The 18,621-nt window shown below is 62.5% G+C and carries 18 protein-coding genes and 4 pseudogenes; 1 reads left to right on the top strand and 21 read right to left on the bottom strand.

What is annotated here, in order from left to right; all coding sequences use genetic code 11:
- Nucleotides 1-182 (top strand): annotated as a pseudogene (locus tag IVA82_RS33550) (IS701 family transposase); the annotation flags it as partial.
- Between the two features lie 1,779 nt (nt 183-1,961).
- Here IVA82_RS33550 and bioD read toward each other — a convergent pair.
- From bioD to cybH, 21 genes and pseudogenes are all read right to left on the bottom strand, one after another.
- Nucleotides 1,962-2,594, bottom strand: a complete 633-nt coding sequence (gene bioD / locus IVA82_RS33545; RefSeq protein ID WP_247493722.1) for a dethiobiotin synthase — start codon at nt 2,592-2,594, stop codon at nt 1,962-1,964.
- Between the two features lie 658 nt (nt 2,595-3,252).
- Nucleotides 3,253-4,128, bottom strand: a complete 876-nt coding sequence (locus IVA82_RS33540; RefSeq protein WP_247493723.1) for an aminotransferase class I/II-fold pyridoxal phosphate-dependent enzyme — start codon at nt 4,126-4,128, stop codon at nt 3,253-3,255.
- Between the two features lie 117 nt (nt 4,129-4,245).
- Nucleotides 4,246-4,536: pseudogene (panD, locus tag IVA82_RS33535) on the bottom strand (aspartate 1-decarboxylase).
- Between the two features lie 37 nt (nt 4,537-4,573).
- Nucleotides 4,574-5,049: pseudogene (locus IVA82_RS33530) on the bottom strand (biotin synthase); the annotation flags it as partial.
- Nucleotides 5,050-5,067: 18 nt separating this feature from the next.
- Nucleotides 5,068-5,996, bottom strand: a pseudogene (locus tag IVA82_RS33525) (sigma 54-interacting transcriptional regulator); the annotation flags it as partial.
- Between the two features lie 25 nt (nt 5,997-6,021).
- Nucleotides 6,022-7,062 carry an enoyl-CoA hydratase-related protein gene (locus IVA82_RS33520; protein WP_247493721.1) on the bottom strand — a complete coding sequence of 347 codons (1,041 nt, stop codon included), beginning with the start codon at nt 7,060-7,062 and terminating at the stop codon, nt 6,022-6,024.
- 51 nt (nt 7,063-7,113) lie between these two features.
- Complete coding sequence (locus tag IVA82_RS33515; protein WP_247493720.1) at nt 7,114-7,710, bottom strand: formyltransferase family protein; 597 nt, start codon at nt 7,708-7,710, stop codon at nt 7,114-7,116.
- Nucleotides 7,711-7,718: 8 nt separating this feature from the next.
- Nucleotides 7,719-8,759 (bottom strand): hydrogenase expression/formation protein HypE, encoded by a 1,041-nt coding sequence (hypE, locus tag IVA82_RS33510; protein WP_247493719.1) that lies wholly within the window; start codon nt 8,757-8,759, stop codon nt 7,719-7,721.
- A complete protein-coding gene (gene hypD, locus IVA82_RS33505) occupies nt 8,756-9,898 on the bottom strand; it encodes a hydrogenase formation protein HypD (RefSeq protein ID WP_247493718.1) in 1,143 nt (380 codons plus the stop codon). Before hypD ends, hypE begins: the two co-directional genes overlap by 4 nt.
- The gene (locus IVA82_RS33500; protein WP_247493717.1) at nt 9,895-10,131 is read right to left on the bottom strand and encodes a HypC/HybG/HupF family hydrogenase formation chaperone; all 237 of its coding nucleotides are present in this window, start codon (nt 10,129-10,131) and stop codon (nt 9,895-9,897) included. Before IVA82_RS33500 ends, hypD begins: the two co-directional genes overlap by 4 nt.
- Nucleotides 10,131-12,386 (bottom strand): carbamoyltransferase HypF, encoded by a 2,256-nt coding sequence (gene hypF / locus IVA82_RS33495; protein WP_247493716.1) that lies wholly within the window; start codon nt 12,384-12,386, stop codon nt 10,131-10,133. The genes IVA82_RS33500 and hypF overlap by 1 nt, the downstream gene beginning before the upstream one ends.
- Entirely contained in the window at nt 12,383-13,261 is an 879-nt protein-coding gene (hypB, locus tag IVA82_RS33490; protein WP_247493715.1) for a hydrogenase nickel incorporation protein HypB, read from the bottom strand. The genes hypF and hypB overlap by 4 nt, the downstream gene beginning before the upstream one ends.
- The gene (gene hypA / locus IVA82_RS33485; protein WP_247493714.1) at nt 13,261-13,602 is read right to left on the bottom strand and encodes a hydrogenase maturation nickel metallochaperone HypA; all 342 of its coding nucleotides are present in this window, start codon (nt 13,600-13,602) and stop codon (nt 13,261-13,263) included. Before hypA ends, hypB begins: the two co-directional genes overlap by 1 nt.
- Entirely contained in the window at nt 13,595-14,689 is a 1,095-nt protein-coding gene (locus tag IVA82_RS33480; RefSeq protein WP_247493713.1) for a nickel-dependent hydrogenase large subunit, read from the bottom strand. The genes hypA and IVA82_RS33480 overlap by 8 nt, the downstream gene beginning before the upstream one ends.
- The gene (gene hybE, locus IVA82_RS33475; protein ID WP_247385340.1) at nt 14,686-15,201 is read right to left on the bottom strand and encodes a [NiFe]-hydrogenase assembly chaperone HybE; all 516 of its coding nucleotides are present in this window, start codon (nt 15,199-15,201) and stop codon (nt 14,686-14,688) included. The genes IVA82_RS33480 and hybE overlap by 4 nt, the downstream gene beginning before the upstream one ends.
- The gene (locus tag IVA82_RS33470) at nt 15,198-15,407 is read right to left on the bottom strand and encodes a rubredoxin (RefSeq protein ID WP_247385338.1); all 210 of its coding nucleotides are present in this window, start codon (nt 15,405-15,407) and stop codon (nt 15,198-15,200) included. Before IVA82_RS33470 ends, hybE begins: the two co-directional genes overlap by 4 nt.
- Nucleotides 15,404-16,267, bottom strand: a complete 864-nt coding sequence (locus IVA82_RS33465) for a hydrogenase expression/formation protein (RefSeq protein WP_247493712.1) — start codon at nt 16,265-16,267, stop codon at nt 15,404-15,406. Before IVA82_RS33465 ends, IVA82_RS33470 begins: the two co-directional genes overlap by 4 nt.
- Nucleotides 16,264-16,707, bottom strand: a complete 444-nt coding sequence (locus IVA82_RS33460; protein WP_247385334.1) for a hydrogenase accessory protein — start codon at nt 16,705-16,707, stop codon at nt 16,264-16,266. Before IVA82_RS33460 ends, IVA82_RS33465 begins: the two co-directional genes overlap by 4 nt.
- Nucleotides 16,708-16,944: 237 nt before the next feature.
- Complete coding sequence (locus IVA82_RS33455) at nt 16,945-17,241, bottom strand: HypC/HybG/HupF family hydrogenase formation chaperone (protein ID WP_247385332.1); 297 nt, start codon at nt 17,239-17,241, stop codon at nt 16,945-16,947.
- A gap of 25 nt (nt 17,242-17,266) precedes the next feature.
- The gene (locus tag IVA82_RS33450; RefSeq protein WP_247385330.1) at nt 17,267-17,851 is read right to left on the bottom strand and encodes a HyaD/HybD family hydrogenase maturation endopeptidase; all 585 of its coding nucleotides are present in this window, start codon (nt 17,849-17,851) and stop codon (nt 17,267-17,269) included.
- A gap of 18 nt (nt 17,852-17,869) precedes the next feature.
- Nucleotides 17,870-18,613, bottom strand: a complete 744-nt coding sequence (gene cybH, locus IVA82_RS33445; RefSeq protein WP_247493711.1) for a Ni/Fe-hydrogenase, b-type cytochrome subunit — start codon at nt 18,611-18,613, stop codon at nt 17,870-17,872.
- Nucleotides 18,614-18,621 lie beyond the last annotated feature (8 nt).

Below are 18,621 nucleotides of genomic sequence, written 5' to 3'. Positions count from 1 at the left end.
ACGAGTTCGGGCTGGATCACAACGAGAGCAGATCCTGGCATGGCTGGCACCGCCACGTGTCCCTGGTGATGCTCGCCTTCGCCATGATGGCCGCGATCCGACATCGCGCCAATCCGCCACCGCCCAAAAAAACCAAACGCCGCCCCCCGGCAAAAGCCAAAGCACACCCACGCCGCCACTGATCCGTTGGTCAATCCAGGAAATCCGCCGCATCGCCATCAGGCTTGCTCGAAAGCGGATCCAACCCGCGCATGTCATCGCATGGTCATTCTGGCGCAGAGCTCACCAGGCTGCCGCTCAGCGCGCGCATCTCAAAGCAAAACGGCAACTGTAATGCTAAGACGGAACTTCCAAGACCATCAGGTTGCCCCGTCCCGTCGAGGTCGGATTTCGGATCACGACTTATATTTTGCCCGCATTCTCAGCGGCACGACGTCATCTCGATGGCTGGTTGCAACTAAGGCGCCTCCCATTCTGCGTTCTCGCCCGTAGCCACAGCATGATTTGGGCCAGCGCAAACCAGAGGAATCTGGTCGCAATTTCTCGGCCGCACGTGGGTTGATTTCGCAACCCGAGGACGCGCGCAGATGACACGTGTGGTTTCGGACAGAAGCAGGGACTCGTTCAAGGCCTCGGGGCCGCACCGATCGCCGCGACGAAGTCGCTGGTCATCAACACTCCCAGTGATGCTCTCAATAGTCCTGAGACATTCGCGCAAACTCTCGACGCTCCGTCGCAATGTTTGACAGTGTCTCCTGGTCTCTGAGATCTGGTTTTCTCTCCTCGAAAGGAACAGTGATGATGTTTGCGCCCGCAGCTTCGGACGAAGTCTCAGCTGTATCCATTTGATCCCTTCATTTCGGATTGTGCTGCCCGTTGATCTTCCTTCAGGACGGTGGAAGCGCCTACTAGGCAGCTTTAGGGTACGCGAACCATCATCAGGAACTTCTCGATTTGGGTCTTCAGTCGCCGCTGTCGTTGGACAGCCTCTGTGCCGAGGCAAGCAGCTGGCTTAAACCCGGATAGGTGTCCGTTGCGCCGCGTTTGACGTCGGCAATGCTTGCCACTGCCGCCTTCCTTACGCTCCCTGCTGCACGTTTCGGGAAATGGCTTGCGTGGCTGGCTACCCCCCTGCTCAACTGCAGACGCGATCGCCGATGAGATTTCCGGGACCCGGCTTATGATGCCGCCGATCTTCTGGATTGCGACGGAACCTACGGGCCGACTGCATATCAGCGATTTGTGGACTGATCTCGCCAGTCTCAAGCCGTCCGCAACCGACGAAGCCATTTATGGTCGGCTTCCCGCCGCTCCCTGAACCGGTCGACGCATTTCTTGGAGCAAAGTGCCGTTCGCCAGCTGTAGTAGCGTACGAGCCCAAACCTTCGACCGCACATTGCGCAGAACTTTACTGAACCGTGCTGGGAACGATAAGAGCTATCGTGCATTCTCGCCTCCTGTCGGCGTTACGTGGGTGCCTCCTGCATTTTCATCAGCGCAGCACTGACCTACGGGACGACGATGCCAAGCCTCTCGGCGCACGATTGGCGCAAGAGTCTGAATCCGATGCGCCCTCCTTGGCGACCGGAACATTCAATTTGAGGTGCTTCGCCGTGACTGCTGAACCTAACGATACCTGAATCTTAATTGATGCAACAAACAGGGACTCGACTGTGAAATCCTGCGCTCTGACCCGCATTCTCGACGCAAATCAACAGATCGAGCCAATAGGGCGCGTATAGCTGCATCGCCTGGCGCAGGGTGCGCCAGTCTTTTTTAACTGGCGAGATCCGACATCCCTGGCTATGAGGTCGGTGAGATGTAGATTTGAAGGCTATTTTGGCGAAGCCGAAGCGGCTGCCTTCGTCAGAGAAGCATGCGGAGCAGATCGAATCCCGCCTTGGGAGCCCCATCTGCGTTCAATGAGACAGAGGCAAGATGGGCGAGATTGCCAACGGCGATTATTGTTTGAAATCATCGCAGCGGAATGACGCTTTGAACGCGGTCTGCAGCGTGTCCGTGGTTAGGGAAGAAAGCCAGGGCAATCGCCCGAGCCAACGCACCCGGCCAATCTCGCGAATAGCAATCTGCGCCTCAGCTTTTTTTTCGCCAATGAAGGCAATCCCAAGAATGCAGATCTCGCGCTTTCGCAGTGCCTCTATCGAGAGCAGTGTGTGATTGATGGTGCCAAGCGCTGTGCTCGCACAGAGAACGACTGGTAACCGCCATCGCTCAAAGACATCAATGTAGAGTGTATCGCCACTCAGCGGCACCATTAGCCCGCCGGCGCCCTCGATCACGAGCGGCCGCTCCGCAGTGTCCGGCACATTGAGCGAGCCCGCGTCGATGCGAACTATGTCAAGTTCCGCGGAATGATGGGGCGAAGCAGGCGTTGTCAGGCGATAACGCTCCGGCACGATGCGATCGGCTGACAGACCGCCCAGTCGTGCGACGATCTGAGTATCGGTCTCTCCTTCGAGGCCGGCCTGAATTGGCTTCCAGTAGTTGGCGCCGAGGAGATCGGCGAGCCCCGCGGAAAACACCGTTTTTCCAATTCCGGTACCCGTACCGGTCACCACGATCTGCTGGCTCATCGAGCGCCTCCTCTCGTCTTCTCAGTGAGCACATCGAGCATTGAATGCTGTCATTTTGCTCGACCCTAATCGACGGATAGTATCCATATTCGCGCTCTTTATTGCCTGAGCCATGAGCCTAATTTGCCTAATTGTTGGCCGCTTGTTGCCGAATTTAGGCACCCGATCAGTCGAATACAAAGCTTTTCATGCGAGGCGGATCTCGAGCTTCCTGAAGCAAAGCACGCGAGGCGATCTGAAGTTTGGAACGATCAAAGCTAGAGATCGCCCAGCCGTGCGACGAGCTCGCTGGTCTCTCCTTCGCGGCCAGGCTGAATAGGTTTCCAATTTCGCGCGCATGAGATGGACCGACACTGCGGAAAAAACCGATCTTCGGACTTTGGTATCCGTAACGGTCAACAGATCTGCTGGCTCATTGAGCCTCATTTGTCGTCTCCTCGATAAGAGCATCGAGCATTGCAAGCACATCCTCCTCGGCGACGTTGAGCGTCAGTGAAATTTCGTAGACAAGCTGTGCCAACTGGCACCGTTGGCGGCCGGATTGAGCGGATATCGAAGCCACGAGCCTGCAGTGCAGAGGCAAGCCGCATTGCGCGCGCATTGTCGCCAACGGATACAGGGCACAATCTGCGAGCCCGAAGGACTTTGCCAGCCACGTTTACGCATCTGCCGATGCGTAAACGCGACGAGCTTGGCCAGATGCTGCTGACGCTCGGACTCCTCCTGCAGGATCGACAGCGCTGCCCGCACGGCGATGGCCATCAAGGACGAGGGTGCGGCGGCGAAGATGAATGGACGACAGCGATTGACCATGAAATCGCGCAGCACACCGCATGCAGTGAAGCGCGCCGGCGGCACTGAGCGCCTTGCCACAGGTGTGAACGACCAGAAGATTTTCGCGCCCCTCATAAGGCCCGGTTAGCTCCCGCCCTTGCTCGCCGTAGACTCCTGTGGCATGCGCCTCATCCACGATCAGGAATGCATCGTATCGGTCCGCGATCGCGACAAGGTCTTCGAGCGGTGCGAAATCGCCATCCATGCTATAGAGACTTTCGACCACGATCCAGGCGCGGCCTATTCCGCCCTTGGGCCGCCAGTCGCGAATTATGTTTTCGACCGAGCAAGAATCGTTATGGACGCTTATTTGAAACTCGGCGCGACCGGCACACGCGCCTTCATGAACACTTGCGTGCACCAGAGAATCCAGGACAAGCAAATCGCCCCGCTGGGGCAGCGTTGTCAGGTGAGCAAAATTTGGGATATAACCGACGCCAAAGAAGATTGCCGTTCTTGCTCCAAAAAAACTGACAGCTTCTGCTTGGAGACTTTCGTGCTCCTCGCGATTGCCGCGCAGAAGGCCGACCCGCCGGCTCCGATCGGCGTGCCAGCCTCGACCGCGGCCAGATTCATACGCGCTCGCGAGCGCGAGATAATCGTTCGAGGCGAAATCGACGCCCGTGCGCGGCTTGAGGCCGCGCAGCCGGTCGTCTTCTTTCAGGGCATGCAAGGCCGTGACGTAGGCATCAAGCTTCATGAGGTGGATTGGATTCATCGCTCACTGCGGGGCAAGCCCAACAGCCACGAACCAATTTTGATGATCGCAACTGGAGGATTAGGCATGCAGCTTTCAGCCCGGCAAGATGCGATTGCCTCAGTCAACCAGCCTGAACGTTTTTGCTTCCGCCCCGTCAAATGAGGCGTATGTAACCATGACAACTTTGTCACAGGGCATCGCGAGTCGCGCTGCCGCGCCGTTCAAGCTTATTATACCGGAGCCTCGGGGCGCCTCGATGACAAAGGTTGCGAAGCGCGCTCCGGTTTGACGTTGTAGATCTCGATGCGTTCCTTGATCAAAAATCCTGCAGCGTCCAGCAGGGCACGATCAATCGAGACCGAGCCTTCATAGTGCAGATCGGCTTTCGGTGACCGAGGCGCGATGGATTTTCCCTTCATTTACGCGCCGGCTTTTTCTTTTTCACTCAGGCAAGGGCAGATGTGACGCCAAGCCGGTTCAACAAACTCGCCTCCCGCTCACGTTGTGGATTCTTGGTGGTCAACAGCACATCTCCGATGAATATCGAATTCGCACCGGCCAAAAAGCAAAGCGCCTGCAGCTCATGCGTCCTGTACTGCCGTCCCGCGGATAACCGCACCACGCTCTTCGGCATCATGATCCGGGCCGTCGCCAGCCGCACCGTCGCAATCGGATTGGGCGGTTCCGCGGTGTCATTCACCGGAACGCCCTGAACTTCGTTCCACACGTTGATCGGCAGCTCTCCGGATGCTTTGGGAGATTAGCGAGCAGAACGAGCATCAGGAGGCGGTCTTCGACGCGCTCGCCCATGCCGAGCATGCCGCCGCAGCAGACCTTGATGCCCGCATCGCGCACCTGCGCGAGCGTGTCGATGCGACCCTGCAAGGTGCGGGTGGTGAGCATCCTGCCGTAGAACTCCGGCAGGTATCGACGTTGTGACTCGGCTTCGAGATCGCGATCGGTCGCGGCCACCACGCGCACGTCGACCTTGCGCACCCGCTGCGCGCCGAGCGGACGGATCTCGCTCTCCTGCAGCACGCGCAACAGCTTGACCTGGAACGCCGGCGAGGTCTCGCCGATCTCATCGAGGAAGATGGTGCCGCCGTCCGCCACCTCGAACAGGCCGATGCGGTCCTGATAGGCGGCGCCCTTCTTGCATCCGAACAATTCGCTTTCGAGCAGTTCATCCGGCAGCGCGCCGCAATTCTCGACCACGAACGCCTTGTTGGCGCGGGCCGAGCCATAATGAATGGCGCGGGCGAGCAGCTCCTTGCCGGTGCCGGCTCCCCCGGTGATCAGCACGGAGATATCGTAGTCGGCGGCGCGTCTGCCGAGCTCGATCATGTCATGCATCGGACTATGGGGCGAATGCACGACACGGTTGAAGTCGTAAAGCTGCTTTGCGGCGCCGCGCTTGACCGACACGACCTTCTTGACGTGCCCGGGCGTCGCCTTGACATCGACCCCCGCCGTTTCCGTTTCCTTCTGAAGCCGGTAGAGCTGAACTGCTTTCTTGACGATGTCGACCAACCGGTCCGGCTGCCATGGCTTCGTGATGAATTGATAGATGCCGGCCTCGTTGAGGCCGGCGATGATGTCTTCGCAGTCAGAATAGCCGGAGATGATCATCCGCACCGGATCCGGCCATATGTCGCGGACGCGCTTCAGGAAGCTGACGCCCGATTCGTGCGGCATCCGCTGGTCGCAGAGAATGGCGTGGACGATATCGCCTTCCAGGAGCTTCTCCGCATCGGCCGCATTGCCGGCGCACAATACCTCGAATCCTGGTCGAGGACGCGCCGCAGAGCCTCATGCGAGCGAATCTCGTCGTCGACGACGAGAATGGTTCCTTGGACGTTTCCCGGCACTTTTCCTGCTCGTTTCCTGGCATGCTCATGATCGCACCGCCATGCAGGTAGGTCGTGCGCGCTCACGCCGCGACCGGTGATTAGCGATGGTCAGCGGCGTACGCGACTTCGGGACCTTGTGAATGAAATTGTAACGCGCCACGTGGTAGCTTGGATCGAAGCCGTAGAACTTGAGCCGCATGCGGCGCAGCTCCTCGTTGCGGTACGCGTCGAGCGGCTTCTCGGCTTCGTCGGCGGCGCGGCGCCTTTGCTTGTCAACAAGGCGCGCGGCATAGTCGGGATCCGATGCAAGCGCGGCGGCGAGCTTCACGAGATCGTCCGTTGCCGCGCCCCTGGCCGTCAGCACGCGATCGACGATGCCGAGGCGTCCGGCCTCAGCCACGCCCATCGGCAGCCGGCATTGAGTGATCATGGCCGCATTCGCGGCACCCGCGCGCCGCGGCAGAAGATAGGTCCAGTATTCCGAACCGTAGAGATTGCCCATGTCCTTGTAATGCGGATTGAGCACGATCCGATCGCTGGCCCAGACCTCGTCGGCGGCGAGGCTGAGGAACACGCCGCCTGCGCCGGCATTGCCGCGAACGACGGAAACCACCAGCCGATCGGTGGTCTCGATGATGGCCCGCGCGAGATCGTCGATCGCGTTGATGTTGCGCCAGGATTCATCCGCCGCGCTGTCGGCGGCCTCGATCTCGGCAAGATGAATGCCGTTCGACCAATAATCAAGGCCGCCGGTCAGCAGCAGCACCTTGGTTGCGCGCGCAAGCGCGGTTCGATAGGCGCTGAGCAGTGCCTTGTCGTCGGAGCTCATGGCGCCGTTGTAGAAGTTGAATTGCAGCTCGCCAACCTCGCAATGCTCGCGATATTCGATCGGACCGTAGCCGCATCCTGGCCTGTGCGGCAGATGCGCGGCTTCCGACGCGAAGATCTTCGTCGCCGGAAGCTTCAAGCTCTTCGGCGCGACACGCCGGACGTGGCCGATCCAGACCGCGCCGTCGACGGTCGCCCGGGCCAGCGCACCCGTCGCACTGCGCCACCACGGTGCCGGGTACGCCGGAGATGCCATGGGCCTCATGCGCATCGAACAGCCGGACGTCCTGCCAGAACAGACTGTCGGTCAGGCCGGGCATGCCGTCGGCGCTGTCGATCTTGCGAAGCACCTCGACGGTTGTGTCGTGCTGCCAGTCGATCGCGCGATCCGCTTGCCGGCAGGGCCCCCGCACGCGAATGCGCGGATCGTCGCTCGCCATTGGCGCGGGCGCTCGTGCCCGGCCTCGATCGCCGCAATGGCCTCGAGCACCGCCTCCACCGCGTAGGAGGTGACCTCGTTGCGGTAGATGCTGGACGCGGCACGCCGCATCGGGAACAGGACCCAGATCGGACCGGCGTCGAACTCGCCATCCGCCTGCAGCACCGTGACACCCCACTCCGGGACGCCCTCGAGAATGGCCCCGTCGAGAGCCGCAGGACCGCGGTCACCGGGCGGGCCGGGATGCACGACGAGGCAACGCACGCCACGCCAGACATCGTCAGGGATCGCCCGTTTCAAGAACGGCGCGATAACGAGGTCGGGCCGATACAGCGCAACACTTTCGCGGGTCACGTCGGGATGGATATCGAGCTCGACCGAGACCTCATGGCTACGCTCGCAGAGTTCGACATGCAGCCGCTGCGTCAGGTTGTTGAAGGAATGCGACAAAAGCAGAATGCGCATCCTGAGCCTCAACAGATCCGGGGTAATTGTTCGCCCGACAGCCAGTCGACGATTCTTCCGCCGCCAAAGCTCGTCGCCATCTGCACGAAATAGTGGTCGTCTGCCACGGCCTCGCCGATCTCGGCGGCATCACGGCCGAGCGGATGCAGCCGCATCGCCGCAAGCACGGCTGCTGCAACGTCAGGCGCCACGATCGCTGCCAGCTTGCCTTCGTTGGCGACGTAGAGCGGATCGAGCCCGAGCAGTTCGCAGGCAGCAGCAACACCGGGCTTCACCGGGATCGCCGCCTCCTGAAGTCGGAAGCCGAGGCCGGACTGCTGGGCGATCTCGTTCAGCGTCGCGGCGAGCCCACCGCGGGTGGGATCGCGCATCAAACGGATGCCCTTGCCGCCGGCCGCCAGCATGCTCGCCACGAAATCATGCAACGACGCGGAATCCGAGACGATCTCGGTCTCAAAAGCGAGGTTCTGGCGTTTGGACATGATGGCGACGCCATGGTCCCCGAGCGTTCCAGAGATCAGGACACGATCGCCGACGCGGGCATTCCCGGCAGAGAGGTCGAGCCCGGCAGGCACGACACCGACCCCGGCTGTCGAGATGAACAGGCCGTCGGCCTTGCCGCGCTCGACGACCTTCGTGTCACCGGTGATGATGTAGACGCCCGCGGCTCGCGCGGCCTCGCCCATGGAATCCGCAATCATCTTCAGGTCGGAGAAACGAAAACCTTCCTCGATGATGAAGCTCGCCGAGAGATAGAGGGGGCGCGCGCCGGCCATGGCGATGTCGTTGACCGTGCCATGCACGGCGAGCGAGCCGATATTGCCGCCCGGAAAGAACAGCGGCGAGACCACATAGCCGTCGGTCGTCATCACCATGCGCCCGGCGCCGACATCGAACGCAGACTGGTCGTTGCCGCACGCCAGCCATTCATTGCCGAATGCCTCGTGGAACAGGCCCGAGATCAGTTGCGACATCGCGCGGCCACCGGATCCGTGGGACAGGTCGACGCAGCCGTTCCTTATGTCGAGCTTGCGCTGATGGGCTTTCATGACGCCCGCCGTTGCTGATGATCGCGGAAGCGGCCGTAAGTCCAGTGTGCCGCACATGCACCCTCGGACGAGACCATGCAGGATCCCATCGGCGTCTCCGGCGTGCACACCGTGCCGAACAGCTTGCAGTCAACCGGCTTCTTCACGCCGCGCAGGATGGCGCCGCAATCACAGGCCGGATTGTCGGCGACGCGAAGCTCGTTCATGTCGAAGCGGACCTCGGCGTCGTATTTGGCGCAGGCCGGCTTCAGCTTGAGCCCGCTATAAGGCACTAGGCCGAGACCGCGCCACTCGAACTGGTCGCGCAGCTCGAAGATGTCGGAGACCTCCTCCTTGGCGCGCAGATTGCCGTCACGGGTCACTGCGCGGCTATACTGGTTCTCCACCTCATGTCGGTGCTCGTTGACCTGCCGCACCAGCATCAGGATCGCCTGCATCATGTCGAGCGGCTCGAAGCCCGCGATCACCACCGGCTTGCCGAATTCTTCGGCAAAGAACTCGTAAGGCTCGGTGCCGATGATGGTCGAGACATGACCCGGCCCGACGAAGCCGTCGATCTCGACGCGGCCGATATTGCGGATATCGGTGCTTTCCAGGATGTTCTGCATCGCCGGCGGCGTCAGCACATGATTGCAGAACACGCTGAAGTTCTTGAGCTGCTTCTTCTCGGCGAGCCGGATCATCACGGCGGTCGGCGGCGTCGTGGTCTCGAAGCCGATGGCGAAGAACACGACCGCGCGGCCGGGAATTTCTTCCGCAACACGGATTGCATCAATCGTGGAATAAACCATACGGACGTCGGCGCCGCGCGCCTTCGCCTTCAGCAGCGAGGCACCCTGCGAGCCCGGCACCCGCATCAGGTCGCCGTAGACGCAAAGGATCACGTCCGGCCGCTCGGCGAGCCGGATCGCCATGTCGATGCGTCCCGCTGGCAAGACGCAGACAGGGCAGCCGGGGCCGTGGATCATCCGCACGTTCTTCGGCAGCATGTCCTCCAGCCCGTAGCGGGAGATTGCATGCGTGTGGCCGCCGCAAAATTCCATGAAACGATAGGATTTTTCCGGATCGGCTTCCGAGCGAATCGCCTTCGCCAATCGCAGCGCGATCTCCTTGTCGCGAAACTCGTCGGCATATTTCATTGCGCGGCCTCCCGACTTTCGGCGCCGATTTCACGCAACAGCTCCAGCGTCCGCTGCGCCTCCTCCGGATCGATCTTGGTCAGGGCGTAGCCCACATGGATGATCACATAGTCGCCGACGGCGAGGTTTTCGATCAGCGCCAGCGAGATCTCCTTGCTGACGCCATCGATCGAGACGACGGCCATGTCGTCGGGCAGGAGCTTTGTGACCTCAGCAGGTATCGCGAGACACATCAGGCGTTTCCTTCCGGGCCTTGCTGTTCGAGGAGTTGGAGCGCGGCGACCCAGGCCTGCCCGAGGCTGAGGCCGCCGTCATTGGACGGCACCTGGCGAGGCAGCAACGGCGAGAGCCCGGCGGCGACGCAGCCGCGCCCGATCTCGTCTGCGAGGATCGCGTTGAGGAAGCAGCCACCGCTCAGGATGACGGTCGTGACGCTGGTCTCCAGTGCCGCGCGCGCGATCCAGTCGATGCAGGCGGCGGCGAAGGTGCCATGGAAGAGCTCGGCCCCATCGACCGGATCGACCGCAAGGCGCTCGAGCAAGGGGAAAAGAGACAGCACGCCATTCTCGATCGTCCAGCCGTCCTCCGCGAGGCGCGGTGTGCGGACACGCGCTTCCAGCTTCATTGCGGCTTCGCCCTCGTAACTCTGCACCGGACAGAGACCAAGCAGCCCCGCCGCCGCGTCAAACAGCCGGCCGGCGCTGGTCGTCGTCGCCACGCCGGGCTGGTCGAGCATAGCGCAGAGACGCGCAGCCTGCGGCTGCATCGCAAACCGCTTCGCAATCGCGTCGCCGCGCCGCAAGGCGTGCAGCACGCTCGCGGCCATGCGCCACGGCTCGCGCGTCGCGCGATCGCCACCCGGCATCTTCATCGGCGCCAGATGTCCGAGCCGCCGGAAGCGTGCACCATCGCACGAGAGCAACTCGCCGCCCCAATTGCCACCGTCGCTGCCATAGCCGAAGCCGTCGAGCACCAGCGCCAACGCTGGCCCTGCGACGCCATGTTCCGCCATCACGGATGCCGCATGGGCATGGTGATGCTGGACCGCGATCAGCCGCCTGCCGCTGGCTTCGGCGAAACGGGTCGAGGCCATGTTCGGATGCAGGTCGTGGGCGATGACGACCGGCTCGATGTCCAGCGTCGAGAGCAGGTGATCCACCGTCTCCTCGAAAAAGCGAATGCCTTCCGCGGTGTCGAGATCGCCGATGTGCTGGGAGACGAAGGCTTCGTTGCCGCGGATGACGGTGACCGTCGACTTCAACGCGCCGCCGACCGCAAGCACCGACGGGACGGACTTCGCGAGCCTAATCGGCTCGGGAATATAGCCGCGGGCGCGGCGGATGAACTGCGCCCGGCCCGCGACCACCGACACGACAGAGTCGTCCGTGCGGGTGACGATGTCGCGGTCATGCGTGACGATCAGGTCGGCGATGCCGGCAAGCCGCCGTTTGGCCTCGTCATTGACGATCACCAGCGGCTCGCCGCCAGGATTGGCGCTGGTTGCCACGATCGCCCAACTTGCGCCGTCCGCTCGCGGATGCGCCGAATTGAGCGCCTTCAGCACCAGATGATGCAGCGGCGCGACGGGCAGCATGACGCCGATCCGCGACAGCTCCGGCGCAATCGCGGGCGCGAGCATATCGCGGGATCTCATCAGCACGATGGGCCGCGGCGAGGATTCCAGCAGGGCGAGCCCGATCGCATCGATTTCAGCGATCTCGCCGACCACATCCGTCGAGCCGACCATCACGGCGAACGGCTTCTGATTGCGATGCTTCCGGTGCCGCAGACGCCACACGGCCGCATCTTCACGGGCATTGCACAGCAATTGATATCCGCCGAGCCCCTTGATCGCGACGATCCTTCCGTCGGCGATCGCAGTGGCGATCTGCTTGGTACCATGACTGATCCTTGGCCCACATCGCGGGCAGGCAATTGCTTCGGCGTGGAAGCGACGGCTCGCCGGATCGGCATAGTCTGCTGCGCAGGCCGTGCACATCGCGAAGCGCCTCATCGCGGTGGTACGGCGGTCATAGGGCAGCCGCTCGGCGATGGTGTAGCGCGGGCCGCAATGGGTGCAGTTGACGAAAGGATAGAGATGGAAGCGGCTCGCCGGATCAAACAGCTCGCTCAGACACTGCGGACAGGTCGCGGCATCGGCGGCGATCCGGGTCGAGACCTTGCCCTGCTCACTGGCGCGGATGTGGAACTCGTCGCTTTCGGTGATGCCGACCGGTTGCACGGAAATCTCGTCTATCCGAGCCAGTGGCGGTTTTTCCAGCGGCAGCGCATCGACAAAATCGGCGGCGCGCTCGCCCTCGACCTCGATCACCACGCCATCGGGATCATTGGCAACGAAGCCGCCGAGCCGATAGCGCGCGGCGAGGCCGTAGACGTAGGGACGAAAGCCCACGCCCTGCACGGCGCCGCGCACATGCAGGCGCAGCCGTCTTCGGTCTCGCGCCATGGCCTCGCCGCTCATGCTCATCCCGACACGGCCATCTCGGTCGGCTTCATCTGTGCAACCCGCTTGCGAATCCAGGCATAGAATGCCGCAAAACCCTCACCGGTGCACGCCGACACCGTCAAAACCTCGATCTTCGGACTGACCCGGCGCGCATATTCGATCGTCCTTGCAAGATCGAAGTCGAGTACGGGCGCAAGATCGATCTTGTTGATCAGCATCAGAGAGGAGGCTGCGAACATGTCCGGATATTTCAGCGGCTTGTCCTCGCCTTCCGTGGTCGAGAACACCACGATCTTGCAGGCCTCGCCGAGATAGAACGCCGCGGGACAGATGAGATTACCGACGTTCTCGATGAAGAGGATGCCGCCGTTAAGCCAGGGCAAGCGGTCATAGGCTTCGCCGACCATGGCGGCATCGAGATGGCAGCCCTTGCCGGTATTGACCTGGATCGCCGGCACGCCGGTCGAGCGGATCCGTTCGGCATCGTTGGAGGTCTGTTGATCGCCTTCGATCACGCCAATCGGAAAGCTGTCCTTCAGCTCGGACACGGCGCGAACCAGAAGCGAGGTTTTTCCGGCGCCGGGGCTCGAGACCAGGTTGAAGACGAGCACGTCGTCGGTGCGGAAGCGCGCGCGATTGTCGGCGGCAAGCCGATTGTTCTTGCCGAGAATGTCGCGCTCGACCTGGATGATGCGGTCGCTGCTCATGCCGGCGATCTGCTGGCCTGCCGGGTTGGCGCCGCAATCGACCAGCCCGCCATCGCCGGGCGCGTGATCATGATGATGGTGATGATCGTGGCTGTGCCCATGATGATGCGAATGATCGTGCCCATGGGAATGATCATGGGTGTGTTCGATGGACGCTTTGGCATCGCTGCAACCGCATACCGTGCACATCAGTCGACCTCCAGTTCCCTCACGCGCATCTCTTCGCCGCCGGTCACCTGCAATTGATAGCTGCCGCAGGACGGACACGGCTCATAGCGCTGCTTGATCTCGACGCCTTTGGAGCAGGCCATGCACCAGGCCGCTCCCGGCGTCTCGACGATCTCGAGCCTTGCTCCTTGCGCAATGGTGCGCGCGGCGACGGCCTCGAAGCAGAACTTCATCGCGTCAGGCGCAACATGGCTGAGCGCACCGATAGCCAGGCACACGACGTTCACCCTAGCGAAGGCGCGCTTGCGCGACTCCTCCTGGATAATCTCGATGATTCCCTCGCACAGCGCCATCTCATGCATGGCCGATCTCGCGGAAGCTGAGGCTGAAGCCGACGCACGGATCGAACGAGCCGACGAGCGTGCGGACCGCATCCAGCCCCTGCCGGCCCCCGGCGAGAACGGAGCCCTGGAGGCTGCGAACCAACGGCCCGCGGGCATGGAAATTCCACTCCGTCGGCGCCAAGAATTCGAAGCGGACGATGCGGTCTTCATCGTCGAGCTCGACGGCATGATAGAGCCGGCCCCGCGCGCATTCGACGGCACCCGCGCCTCTGCCGGTCCCCAGCCGGTAGCTCTGGAGGACACCGTCCTCGACTGTCCCATCGTCCGCCTCGAGGAAGGCGCAGAGCCGCGCCACTTCCGCGATCCGCGCCTTCAGACGCTCGGCGGGCCCCGCGCCCGGCGGCGGGATCGGCTCACGCCCAACCCGCCGCGCCCAGGCGCCGGTCTCCGGAATCCGGCCATGGAGATCAGGCGCATCGGAGAATATCGCGCCATCGGCAAGCAGCCGCATGACGATTTCGAGATCGTCGGCTGCCGACAGGAATGACTGTTCGACCACCGGCGGCAGCAAGGCATCGCCATCGAAATTCGCAAGATGTACCGCCAGCGCGCTGCCGGCCCTGGGGGTTTGCTCCTCGCTCGCGATCCCGAGCGCGGCAAGCGATGCCGTGATCTTCGCCACCGCCTCGCGGCGCGAGACCGCCTCCCCGCGCTCGGCGATGCTGCCACCCAGAACGGCCGTGGCCTCCATCATGGCACGAACGGCTGCGGCGCCGGCGCCGTCAAGCGTGAGACGGCCAACGAACAGGCTGCGTGACAATTCGGTCAGGCGTTCGGCGACGACAGCGACGACGCGACCGTGCTCGATCTCGAGACTGGCATCCTCGCCCCGCGCCGCCTCGACCGCGGACAGGAAAGCTACCTGATGCGCCATCGAGCACAGGGAGAACAGACGCGGCAGCACCGACGGCAGTGACGAGGCCGGCTTTCCCGCGAACAAGCGCGTCAACGGCGGCCGGCTGCGCGGCCGGATCGCGACGTCGGCGATCGTGCCGCCGGCGAGCCACACCGTGATGTCGATCTCGTTGCGGAAGGCCAGGCTCATCCGCACCGCTCCGTCAGAACACTGCGCAGGAGGTTACGCCGATCGACCGGGCTTGTTGCGGGCTCGCGACGACGGACCGCCTCCTCGCTGTCGGCCGGCAGCATCAGCTCGGCGAGGGTCGCTTCGGCCGTCGCCCGCGCGGCGACCATGTCCGCGAACTGGAACATCGGCGAGAACAGCGAGCAGCTCGCGATCAGGCCCGTTTGTCCGACCTCGCTGAGAGTGAATTCGATATCGCCCGCAGGGAAGCGGATTCGCGGGCTCGGGCCCGACGTATCCCGCGCGATCGCGCTCGCCGGCATCACCACGTTCATGAACCAGGGCGTGACCATGATGCCGACAGTCGTGCCGTTGGACCAGCGGAAACCGACCGCTTCGACGCCGAGCGCGTCGTTGTAGATCGGCAGATCGCGCATCGCGCGCTCGCCGATCTTCCGATAGCTTCCTGCCAAGAGCTCGCCCCACGCTTCGGCGTCGGCGTCGCTGGCAGGAATTTGCGCATCAGCCGTCATGACTCGATCGCCATGAACTTGGATTTTGGAGAGTCGCAGTTCGGGCAGCGCCAGTCTTCCGGCAACGCCGCGAACGGAGTGCCGGGCGCGATCTGTGCCACCCCGTCGCCATCGGTGGGATCATAGACCGTCCAGCAGATGCCGCATTCCAGCCGCGTGACATCGGCGACGTCCTGGCACACGCCAAAATTCTCGAACCCGCTCATTTGAAATAGGCCTCGATGATCTCCTGAAGCCGCTCAGCCGAGTCCTCGAAGTCCTCGTCAGCCGCAATCGTCACCGTCGGCACGCCGCCGACCTCCAGCGTATCGAGGATGATCGTGTCCATGGCGTTGAAGAACTGCACCGACCAGACATTGCGGATGCCCGTGGAGAGCACCCGGCAGGTACCATAGCCGCGAGAAACCAGTTGGATCGGCCCGTTCTTGATCGTGTCCTGAAGAAAACTCATGTCGACCGGGCTCATCGGCAGCAGCGTGAAATTGATGATCTGCGAGCGGATGCCCGGCCGCCATGCGAGCGCCCGCTCGCGGATTTCCGCAAGCACCGGCAGCACGTTCATGGCACCTTCGGGGGCCTGCCCGATCTCGAAATCCGCAGCCGTGAGATCGGCAGCGGCGCGCTTCACGATCTCCGGGATCGGCCCGACCTCGAGATATTCGTGATTGGCGTCGCTCTCGAACCGCACGCGCCAGATCCCGGCCAGCACAGATTCCTGGATCTGCGCCAACGATCCATCGGGCAGCGCAACGACGGCGGCCACTTCGCCCTCGCCCATCACGTCGGCAATCAGCTTGCGCTCGAGATCGTTGAGATTGCCAAGCCGGAACAGTTGCGTCGGCATGTCGGCCTTCTGGCTCGCGATCGCTGCGGCCACCTTCGACAACAGCTCGATGGCGTTCGGGCAGATCCTGGCGAGTTCCGCGCTGTCGAGCGTGGCAAGCTTGGCCAAGGCACCGGCCACGGTCAGGCTGCCGCTCGTCGCGTTCAGGCTCTCATCGCCGATCGGAAACACGTTGATCGGCTGCTCCGCGCCCTCGGGCGCAGTCCAGAAACCCGCTTTCATAGTTCGACACCTTGGCGGTGCTGGGGAACGATGGTTGTCATGACAACGGCGCTCGTGCCGCGCGGACGGTCGATCAGCTTGGTGATGCGGTCGACATAGATCGACCAGTCCTGGATCTTCGCGATCAGCCCGAGTGTCTCGCCCTTGGCGACGAAGATCAGCGTCGGCTGCACGCGCACGCCAAAACGCTGGCCGAGTTCGCTCTCGGCACCGCGGGCGATCACCGCGGCACGCAACCGACCCTTGAATGCCTCGATCAGCTCCGGCAGCACGACCGCGACGTCGATCGCCTCCGGAAAACGCGCGGGGTCTCCCGCCGACAGCAACACGGCGATGGCGCGGGCCTCGTCGGTCGTATTCAGAAAACGATCGACCGTCGCAGCATCCACCTCCGGCAAGCCACGCCGCGCCAGATCCTGCCTTCCCTGCTCGAATTTCATCAGACCTCCCCTGACAAGCTTATGGTTCTGCTGGGAATAGGGATCAGCAAGGTACGTGCCAAGGACGGCTATCACCTTTCCTGATTTATCTAGTTGATTTGAATCATATATTTCCACGACAGAAGATGCATCAATCCCAAGACGGAAAGCTAATTTCCATATCGGATGAAAATGAACTTAGCAGATAGAAATTATCTTCCAGCGAGGACGCGGGCTCTCGCGGAGCAGGCTGCCGCCCTAATCAAACCGGAGATGCTCGGGCAGTTGCGGCTCGCGGTCAATGAGGTCGGCGAAGAAGCGATCGCAATCCTCGCCATTGATCGCTGCGCCCAGACCGTCGATCGCGGCGCCGATCAGGCGCGCCTCGGCCTCATGCAGAAGCCGAACCGCGGTGTCGATAAAGACCAGCACCCTGGCACCGGCCGGCGGGTTCGAGAGCAGCAGCATCGAAACGCGCCGCTGCTCGCCTCGGAACTCGCACAGCGCCGATATCCCGTCAGTCTCAACGATCGTCATCGGCAAGCCGAGGCACATGGCGGATTTCCGACGGTGCAGCCGGTCAGGCAGGCCGCCCCCTCATCTCGTAATGCTGATGATCGATGTCGTTGGCGAGCAGCCGCTCCGATTCTGCCAACGGCGCGGTGCGCGGCATCACCTCGACGCCCCATTCGGCCAGGATCTCGCAACCAAGCTCGAGCGCCGGCGCGATCTGATCGCGCACCGCCTTCGTCAGCGGCCCACCCCAATCCTCGAGGTCGAGCGGCTGGCAGCCGATCAATACGAGATGTCGCGGACAACGGCCAAGCAGGTCGGCCGCGCTGATGACCTCCTGGAAGCCGGTCTGGTGCAAGCTCATCTTCTTGGCGCCGGTGAAACGCGGCACCTCGTCGTCGCGAACGAGCTTCAACTGCCCGGGCTCGAGCCCATAGTCGATCGCGTCGAACACGATCAAACGATCCGCATCCTCCAGGTAGTTCACGAGGTAGAGCCCCTGCGTGCCGCCGTCGAGAATGGTGACGTTGTCGGGCACGGCGTAGCGGCGGTGGAATTTCTCCACCGCGCGCACGCCAAAGCCTTCGTCGGCCCACAGGATGTTGCCGATGCCGAGCACCAGGATGCGGTTTGCTTGCGAAGATGTCGGCATCGGTATCATTCCAGTTTCTCAGTAGCGGAATTGCCGCTCGCCGGAGATCATCGAGGAGATGATGCTCTGGCGCGACATGATGTCCTCACGGACCGCGGCGTAGATGTGCACCATCACGAACACGACCAGCGCCCACATGCCGAGATGATGCCAGGTGTGAACGTCCTGGCTGTTCGGCCAGATCGCGAACACCCAGCCGAACAGCTTGTGCTGCCAACTAGCGATGCCCGCACCTTCCGAATAGAGCGCAAAGCCGGTAACGATCATGAACGCCACGAACAGCGTGAAGCCCGTGAACATCGCGGTCCGAGCCAGCGGGTTGTGGCCGACATACATCTTCGGCTCGCGCTCCAGGAACGCATACCAGCGGATTTCATGCAGCACTTCCTTCCAGAAGTGCTTGCGATGCACCGGCAGATAGAAAATCTGCCGGGAATGGTGATTTCCGACGAAGGCCCACAGAATGCGGGCAAGGAAGAACACCGCCAGCACCTGCCCCGCCGCGAAATGGGCAAAGCGGATATAGCCCATCACGAAGTTCGCCGAGGCCTCGCCCTCGACCGACGGCAATGGCGTTCCGATCAGATAACCGGTCACCATCAGCACGATGATCGTGAACGCGTTCACCCAATGGCAGATCCGCACCGGCGCTTCGTAGACATAGACGGCGGGACGGCCGACCCCATGTTCGCCGGCCGCATCGGCCGCTATCGCGGAGAGGTCCGGCTCGGCTTCCGCCGGACGTGCAGCTACATCCATCATGGCGTTTC

It is taken from the genome of Bradyrhizobium sp. 142, assembly GCF_023074015.1.
In the GTDB taxonomy this organism is placed as follows: domain Bacteria; phylum Pseudomonadota; class Alphaproteobacteria; order Rhizobiales; family Xanthobacteraceae; genus Bradyrhizobium.
This window is presented reverse-complemented; position numbering and strand designations above follow the sequence as displayed.